At 59.6% G+C, this 7,581-nt stretch carries 8 protein-coding genes; 4 read left to right on the plus strand and 4 right to left on the minus strand.

All coding sequences use genetic code 11. The features are described from left to right. Positions 1-170 precede the first annotated feature (170 nt). From HBO19_RS06430 to HBO19_RS06440, 3 genes are all read left to right on the plus strand, one after another. Positions 171-440, plus strand: a complete 270-nt coding sequence (locus tag HBO19_RS06430) for a hypothetical protein (RefSeq protein ID WP_170057080.1) — start codon at positions 171-173, stop codon at positions 438-440. 221 nt (positions 441-661) lie between these two features. Beyond that, positions 662-1,822, plus strand: a complete 1,161-nt coding sequence (locus tag HBO19_RS06435; protein ID WP_170057081.1) for an aminotransferase class V-fold PLP-dependent enzyme — start codon at positions 662-664, stop codon at positions 1,820-1,822. A gap of 37 nt (positions 1,823-1,859) precedes the next feature. Next, positions 1,860-3,668, plus strand: coding sequence for an aminopeptidase P family protein (locus HBO19_RS06440; RefSeq protein ID WP_170057082.1), 1,809 nt, complete (start codon positions 1,860-1,862; stop codon positions 3,666-3,668). Between the two features lie 44 nt (positions 3,669-3,712). Here HBO19_RS06440 and HBO19_RS06445 read toward each other — a convergent pair whose 3' ends face one another. Then, a complete protein-coding gene (locus tag HBO19_RS06445; RefSeq protein WP_169957220.1) occupies positions 3,713-4,303 on the minus strand; it encodes a 2-hydroxychromene-2-carboxylate isomerase in 591 nt (196 codons plus the stop codon). A 36-nt stretch (positions 4,304-4,339) separates the two neighbouring features. Further along, the gene (locus HBO19_RS06450) at positions 4,340-5,071 is read right to left on the minus strand and encodes an SDR family oxidoreductase (RefSeq protein ID WP_170042852.1); all 732 of its coding nucleotides are present in this window, start codon (positions 5,069-5,071) and stop codon (positions 4,340-4,342) included. 90 nt (positions 5,072-5,161) lie between these two features. Between HBO19_RS06450 and HBO19_RS06455 the strand changes: the two genes are divergently transcribed. Then, entirely contained in the window at positions 5,162-5,722 is a 561-nt protein-coding gene (locus HBO19_RS06455) for a TetR/AcrR family transcriptional regulator (RefSeq protein ID WP_170042867.1), read from the plus strand. Between the two features lie 4 nt (positions 5,723-5,726). Here HBO19_RS06455 and HBO19_RS06460 read toward each other — a convergent pair whose 3' ends face one another. Next, positions 5,727-6,008, minus strand: coding sequence for a hypothetical protein (locus HBO19_RS06460; RefSeq protein ID WP_169957217.1), 282 nt, complete (start codon positions 6,006-6,008; stop codon positions 5,727-5,729). Between the two features lie 169 nt (positions 6,009-6,177). Then, the gene (gene rhtA, locus HBO19_RS06465) at positions 6,178-7,065 is read right to left on the minus strand and encodes a threonine/homoserine exporter RhtA (protein WP_170042854.1); all 888 of its coding nucleotides are present in this window, start codon (positions 7,063-7,065) and stop codon (positions 6,178-6,180) included. Between the last annotated feature and the right edge of the window lie 516 nt (positions 7,066-7,581).

Consider the following 7,581-nt stretch of genomic DNA (forward strand, 5'->3'; position numbering starts at 1 on the left):
ATAGAGCGTCTTGTTTATTCCGTAAACGAACGTATTTCTCTATTTATAGACCTGTAAAGAATATGCAGGATTGGCTGATAGCGACTATCACAGCGGATGATTTTTCCCTGGGAGGGGGCAGGAGTAGCCTGTGTTCATTGCCTTGACGCCCCATTCGCCGGACCTTTGCCATGAACCACACCCTCTCTGTTGCCTTGTTACTGGTTGCCTCTTTCCTTGCCGGTTGTGCCGCCCAGCCAGGCCCCGAACTGCGCCCGTATACCGCCGAGGAAACCAGGCAGTTGGCGATGGAGGGACTCAATCGTCGTGGTCTGTCGTTTGACGAATATCAACAGAAGAAAGCCGAGCTGGCTGGCCGGTCGCAGAAGCCGTTTGGCTTTGATCGCCAGGGCGAAATGAATGCCGAACGCAACGTGATGTTGCATGACCGCCCCAGCTAAAAGCATTGGCTGTGGTCCCGAGCCCGAGGTTCCCCGCAGGAACTTCGGGCTTTTTGTTTTCCATCCTTTTCATCGAGCCTGTTAAGCTCAATTTCAGGAGCGTTCCTACGCACTTTTAAATTCTTTAACGGCATCCGATCGGGTTAACCTGACGATCTCTGTACTGATCGCTGCCCCTGGGACGCTGCTCTCGGGAACATGCTCTGCGGGTCTTTAACGTCATGAATAAACGTCCTTTGTATTTCGACTACGCCGCCACCACACCGGTGGATGAGCGGGTCATCCAGGTCATGATCGAGTGCCTGGGTTTCAACGCCAACTTTGGTAACCCTGCGTCCAGCTCCCATGCCTTTGGCCAACAGGCCCGGCACACGGTCGAGCAGGCGCGCCGGCAGGTGGCGGAACTGGTTGGGGCCCAGGCCGAACAGATCGTCTGGACTTCAGGCGCTACCGAATCCAACAACCTTGCGCTCAAGGGTGTGGCCCAGGCGCGGGGTGTGGCCGGTGGCCATATCATCACCAGCCAGATCGAGCACAAGGCGACCCTGGATACCGCGCGCCAGTTGCAGGAAGCCGGGATTGCCGTGACCTACCTGGTGCCGGACACCGAGGGCCTGATCACCGCCGAGGCCGTCAGCCAGGCACTGCGGGAAGACACGTTCCTGGTGTCGTTGATGTTGGTCAACAATGAATTGGGTACGCTCAACGACATCCCGGCCATTGGCGCGCGGGTGCGTGAGCATGGGGCGCTGTTGCATGTGGATGCGGCGCAGGGCGCCGGCAAGGTCGAGATCGACCTGGCGCGCTGGCCGGTCGACCTGATGTCGTTTTCTGCACACAAGTTGTATGGCCCCAAGGGTATCGGCGCGTTGTATGTCGGGCCGCGGGCGCAGCAGAACGTCACGGCGCAGATCCACGGCGGCGGCCATGAAGGCGGGTTGCGTTCGGGCACCCTGGCAACACACCAGATCGCCGGCATGGGCAGCGCCTTCGCGTTGGCGGGGCAATTTTTTGCCGAAGAGTCGGCGGGTATTGTCGCCCTGCGCCAGCGTCTGCTTGAACAATTGCTGAGCATTCCCGGTGTGCGCCTGAACGGCAGCGCCACCCAGCGCATTCCTCACACCTTGAGCCTGACGTTCAGCGAAGGTGAGTTCAACTCGGCGGCCTTGAGCGCCGGTATCGCGTTTTCGGCGACCTCTGCCTGCAATTCGGCAAGCAATGCGCCGTCCCATGTTCTGCTTGCCCTCGGGCATGATGCGCGCAGCGCCGGTCGCACCATTCGCCTGAGCCTTGGGCGGTTTACCACCGCGCAGGATATCGATCAGGCGGTGCAATTGATCAAGCGCTCGCTGGCCAGCGCACCGGCCTTCTGGGCAGTTTGAAACACATAACAATTATGAGTGGTTAGCAGGAGACATGATGACTACGCAGCCTTTGACCCATGGAACGGTTCCCCAGCGCCTGGCGCATACCCGCGAGTTGATGAAACGGGAGGGCATCGATGCCTTGCTGGTGCCATCGGCCGACCCGCACCTGTCCGAATACTTGCCGGGCTACTGGCAGGGGCGGCAGTGGTTGTCGGGGTTTCATGGGTCGGTCGGTACGCTGATCGTCACGCCTGATTTTGCCGGGGTCTGGGCTGACAGCCGTTACTGGGAGCAGGCGAGCAAGGAGCTCAACGGCAGCGGCATCGAGTTGGTGAAGCTGCAACCAGGGCAGCCCGGCCCGCTGGAATGGCTGGGTGAGCAAACCCCGGAAGGCGGCGTAGTGGCGGTGGACGGCGCGGTGATGGCCGTTGCGTCCGCCCGCACCCTGGGCGGCAAACTGGCTGAGCGGGGGGCGCGCCTGCGGACCGATATCGATCTGTTGAACGAGGTCTGGACCGACCGTCCGGCCCTGCCAAACCAGCCGATCTATCAGCACCTGCCACCCCAGGCCACGGTCAGCCGTGGCGAAAAGCTCGCGGCACTGCGCGCCAGCCTCAAAGAAAAGAACGCGGATTGGCATTTCATTGCCACCCTGGACGACATCGCCTGGCTGTTCAACCTGCGCGGTGCAGATGTTTCGTTCAACCCGGTGTTTGTGTCATTTGCCCTGATCAACCAGCAGCAGGCCACCCTGTTTGTGGCCCTCGGCAAGGTCGATGCCCAGTTGCGTGGGGTGCTGGAGCGCGATGGCGTGACGCTGCGTGACTACAGCGAAGTGTCCGCGGCCCTGGGGGAGGTGCCGAGCGGTGCCAGCCTGCAGGTTGATCCGGCACGCGTGACCGCAGGGTTGCTGGATAACCTGGCCAGTGGGGTCAAGCTGGTGGAAGGGCTCAACCCGACCACGCTGGCCAAGTCCCGTAAAAGCCTGGCGGACGCCGAGCATATTCGCCGGGCCATGGAGCAGGATGGCGCGGCCTTGTGCGAGTTTTTCGCCTGGCTGGACTCGGCCCTGGGCCGCGAGCGCATCACCGAGTTGACGATTGACGAACACCTGACGGCCGCGCGTACGCGGCGCCCGGATTACGTGTCGTTGAGCTTCAATACCATCGCCGCCTTCAACAGTAATGGCGCGATGCCGCACTATCACGCCACCGAAGAAGAGCATGCAGTCATCGAAGGTGATGGCCTGTTGTTGATCGATTCGGGCGGCCAGTACCTGGGTGGTACCACTGATATCACGCGGATGGTGCCCATCGGTACGCCGAGCGAGGAGCAAAAGCGCGATTGCACGCGGGTGCTCAAGGGGGTGATTGCCCTGTCGCGTGCGCAATTCCCCAAGGGCATCCTCTCGCCTTTGCTGGACGCCATCGCTCGCGCGCCGCTCTGGGCCGAAGGCGTGGATTATGGTCATGGCACCGGGCACGGGGTGGGTTACTTCCTCAATGTCCATGAAGGCCCGCAGGTGATTGCGTACCAAGCCGCAGCCGCGCCGCAAACCGCAATGCAGCCGGGCATGATCACCTCCATTGAACCGGGTACCTACCGCCCGGGCCGTTGGGGCGTACGTATCGAGAACCTGGTGCTCAACCGAGAGGCGGGCAAGACCGAGTTTGGCGAGTTCCTCAAGTTCGAAACCCTGACGCTGTGCCCAATCGATACCCGTTGCCTGGTGCCGTCGTTGCTGACGACCGAGGAGCGGCAGTGGTTCAACGACTACCATGGCGAGGTGCGTCAACGCCTGAGCCCGTTGCTCAGTGGCGCTGCGCTGGAATGGTTGCAGCTGCGCACGGCCGCTATATAAGGCCCGGCCGCTCGCAGGCGTGGCCTGCGAGCGGCTTGCAGATTTTAACTCAAGGCTTCGCGGACAAAGTCCAGGCGATCCTGGCCAAAGAACAGTTGTTGATCGACAAACAGGCTCGGCGCACCAAACACGCCACGGGCAATCGCCTCTTCGGTCTTGCGCTTGAGGGCGTCCTTTACGTCCTCATCCTGAGTCAGCTCCAATACCTTTGCCGGATCGAAGCCGTGTTCCGTCAGGACTTGCGCGACGACTGCCGGATCACCGAGGTTGCGCCCCTCCACCCATAACGCCTGGAACAGGCAGTCGATGAAGTCGACAAAGCGCTCTGGCTGGCGTAGCTGAATGCCGGTGACGGCGCGCATCAGCGTCAAGGTGTTGATGGGGAAGTGCGGGTTGAACTTGAGGGGCACATCGTAGCGCCTGGCGTAGCGTGCCAGGTCTTGCAGCATGTAGCGACCCTTGGCCGGGATGGTGATGGGCGAGGCGTTGCCGGTGGCCTTGAAAATGCCGCCCAGGAGGATGGGCTGGTACACCAGTTGGCTGCCGGTTTCGCCACAGATTCCGGGCAGTTGGGTGTACGCCAGGTAGGTGGTGGGGCTGCCGAGGTCGAAGAAGAATTCCAGGGTTTTGCTCATGTCGGATGCTCGCTGCTTATTGTTATGTAGGCGTGCTTACCAGGTTTCGTTCCAGGGGCGCAGGTCCAGCTCGAAGGTCCAGGCATCCCGTGGCTGGCTGTGCAGGTGCCAATAGTTATCGGCGATATGCGCGGGATCAAGGATGCCGTCCTGGTCCTTGAGGGCGTATTTGCTGGGGAAGTTGTCGCGGATGAAGTCAGTGTCGATGGCGCCATCCACCACCACGTGGGCCACATGGATGTTCATCGGGCCCAGTTCGCGCGCCATGCTTTGGGCCAGGGCGCGGATGCCGTGCTTGGCCCCGGCGAAGGCGGCAAATCCCGCTGCGCCGCGCAGCCCGGCGGTGGCACCGGTAAACAGGATCGTCCCGCGCCGGCGCGTCACCATGCGCTTGGCCACTTCCCGGGCATTGAGGAAGCCTGAGAAGCAGGCCATCTCCCAGATCTTGAAATATTTGCGCGCAGTTTCTTCGAGGATGCTGCACGGCACGTTGGCGCCGATGTTGAACACGAATGCCTCAATCGGACCCAGCTCGTGTTCGATCTGCTCGATCAGCGCGATCACCTCGTCCTCCTTGCGTGCATCGCAGGCAAAGCCATGGGCTTCGCCGCCGGACGCCTGGATGCTGTCCACCAGGGGTTGCAGCTTGTCGGCACTGCGCCGGGTGACGCAGGCGACATAACCTTCACGGGCAAAACGCTTGGCGATGGCGCCGCCTGTAGCATCGCCTGCACCGACGACCAGTACGATTTTCTTATTCTCAGTCATGGCAGATCCTTGGGTAAACGATCGTTAACTAAACGAACGTTATGCTACGATTCGACAGGCGTCAAGGTCATGTATTTTGGGGGAGAGGCAATGCGCTATTCAGTCAGTCACAAGCAGCAAACCAGAGACAAGCTTCTGCAGAGCAGCGCGGCACTGGCCAAGAAAGAAGGGTTTGCCAGCGTTGGTGTAGACGGCTTGATGAAAGCCATTGGCTTGAGTGGGGGCGCGTTCTATAGCCACTTTTCCTCCAAGGATGCGCTGTTCGGTTCAATCGTCGAGCGCGAATTGAGCCAAAGCCTTGAGCGTTTGGGGGCGGGGGAAGTGCAGAGTCGCGAGCGCCTGGGGCGGTGCCTGAAGATCTATTTGAGCATGGCCCACGTAGAGCAGGTGCAGGACGGGTGTGCGTTGCCAAGCATGGGGGCGGATATTGCGCGTGCGGATATAGCTGTACGTCAGCAGGCGCAGGCGTGGATCTGTCGGCTGCAGGCCAACTGGGCGCGGACGTTGGAGAGTGACAGCCTGGCCTGGGCCATTTTGTCCCAGTGTGTGGGGGCGCTGGTGGTTGCCAGGATGATGGTTGACCCGCACGTTCAAGCGCAGGTGCTTTCATCGAGCTATAAAGAGCTCAGCCAGAGAATCACCCAGCAATGAGCTCTTACTTGCAGAGCACTATCATGCTGCGGCTGGTATAGCCGGCAGGGTTGATACCGAAGGGATAATCACCCGGCTCTTCCGTGTTGTCGCCGGACTTGGCGATGACCCGGTAGCCCTTCTTGCCGCACGAATTGGCTGCGCTGGTGTAGCACTGGTCCCAGGAGGAGGACAGGCCAGAGCAGTTGATATGCAACCCTTTCTTTCCGCGTTTGACTTCTGTCTTGGTGGTCGCGGCACACCCAGCCAGGGCGATCACGACAAACACTATCAAAATTCGCTTCATTACCATCCTTAATAGCCGCGCCGTTGGAATGCCCGATGCTGGCTTTGCTCGCTCTCAAGTGTAGCGTCCGTGGATGTCCCTATTCGAAAATCTCCATGACTGACACTGAGTTACAGACTAAACATGGCCTAATTGAGCGGCAAATACCAGAGCTTCGTTAAATCCTGTCTCAATCTGCCGCGACGATTGGCTTCGACTGGCTGCGCATGGTCAGGGTAGCGCCGACGGAGGCCATGATAATGCAGGCGATCGCCAGCCATTGCGCCAGGGACAGGTATTCCTGGAGGAAAAACAGCCCCGAAAGCGCGCCGAATGCGGGCTCGATACTCATCAGGGTGCCGAAGGTGCGTGCGGGCAGTCGGGTCAGGGCGACCATCTCCAGGGTATAGGGGAGGGCGGTGGAAAGAATCGCCACGCCAATGGCGATTGGAATCAGCGAGGGTGTCAGCAGTGCGCTACCGGCGTGAACGATCCCGATAGGGGCCACGAACAGCGCGGCGATCATCACGCCGAGGGCGGCGGTCTGGACGCCGTTGTCTGCGCCGGCCTTCTGCCCGAACAAAATATAGAGGGCCCAGCAGATGCCCGCGCCCAGTGCGTAGGCGGCGCCGGTCAGGTCGATGCCTTGGCTGGCTTCACCAACCGGTATTAATAGCAGCAGGCCTACGATGGCCAGGGCTATCCACAGGAAGTCGACAGCGCGGCGCGAAGCATAGATGGCTACGGCCAGTGGGCCGGTGAATTCCAGGGCCACCGCGATACCCAGGGGAACGGTGCGCAATGACATATAGAAGAGGAAGTTCATGCCGCCCAGCGCCATCCCATACACGATGACGGTGCGCAGTGATTTGGCGGTGAGTTTTGCGCGCCAGGGACGAAGCAACAGCAGCATGATGATGCTGGCAAAAACCAGGCGCAGCGTGGTGGTGCCTTGGGCGCCGACAATCGGGAACATACTCTTGGCCAGTGAGGCGCCCGACTGGATCGAGGCCATGGCAATCAGCAGTAGGCCGACGGGGAATAGTGCCGAGCCCAGGCTGCGGGATGAAGTGGTCATTGGGGGTGTTCGTCCAGGTTCATATAGAGGCAGAAGGCACTATGATGATCAACTGCCACTAATTGAGCAATATATTGCTCAATTAGTGGGTTCTTCTCTCTATAAAGAGAGGGTTCTGAGGGGGTTCGGGGTCTTCGATAGATAAATTGAATTAATGGTTGACGGCAGATTCTAGAAGTCTATAATTCGCCCCACTTCCGGCGCAGTCGAAACGGAAAACTCCTTGGTAAACAAAGAGTTATGTAGTTTTCGGCAGTAGGTTGCTTCAGTTCATCGAAGCCAAAAGGAAGTTGAAAAAGAGGTGTTGACAGCAGCGTGTAACGCTGTAGAATTCGCCTCCCGCTGACGAGAGATCGAAGGCGCAAGTGGTTGAAGTTGTTGAGGAAAATCTCGAAACTTCTGAAAATAATCACTTGACAGCAAATGAGGCTGCTGTAGAATGCGCGCCTCGGTTGAGACGAAAGATCTTAACCAACCGCTCTTTAACAACTGAATCAAGCAATTCGTGTGGGTGCT

The organism is Pseudomonas sp. WS 5021 (assembly GCF_012985535.1).
Taxonomy (GTDB): Bacteria; Pseudomonadota; Gammaproteobacteria; order Pseudomonadales; family Pseudomonadaceae; genus Aquipseudomonas.

Bases quoted from the DNA above. Each gene is read 5' to 3' on its own strand.
- HBO19_RS06430 (WP_170057080.1), top strand. From the start codon at position 171: ATGAACCACACCCTCTCTGTTGCCTTGTTACTGGTTGCCTCTTTCCTT.
- HBO19_RS06435 (WP_170057081.1), top strand. From the start codon at position 662: ATGAATAAACGTCCTTTGTATTTCGACTACGCCGCCACCACACCGGTG.
- HBO19_RS06440 (WP_170057082.1), top strand. From the start codon at position 1,860: ATGACTACGCAGCCTTTGACCCATGGAACGGTTCCCCAGCGCCTGGCG.
- HBO19_RS06445 (WP_169957220.1), bottom strand. From the start codon at position 4,303: ATGAGCAAAACCCTGGAATTCTTCTTCGACCTCGGCAGCCCCACCACC.
- HBO19_RS06450 (WP_170042852.1), bottom strand. From the start codon at position 5,071: ATGACTGAGAATAAGAAAATCGTACTGGTCGTCGGTGCAGGCGATGCT.
- HBO19_RS06455 (WP_170042867.1), top strand. From the start codon at position 5,162: ATGCGCTATTCAGTCAGTCACAAGCAGCAAACCAGAGACAAGCTTCTG.
- HBO19_RS06460 (WP_169957217.1), bottom strand. From the start codon at position 6,008: ATGAAGCGAATTTTGATAGTGTTTGTCGTGATCGCCCTGGCTGGGTGT.
- rhtA (WP_170042854.1), bottom strand. From the start codon at position 7,065: ATGACCACTTCATCCCGCAGCCTGGGCTCGGCACTATTCCCCGTCGGC.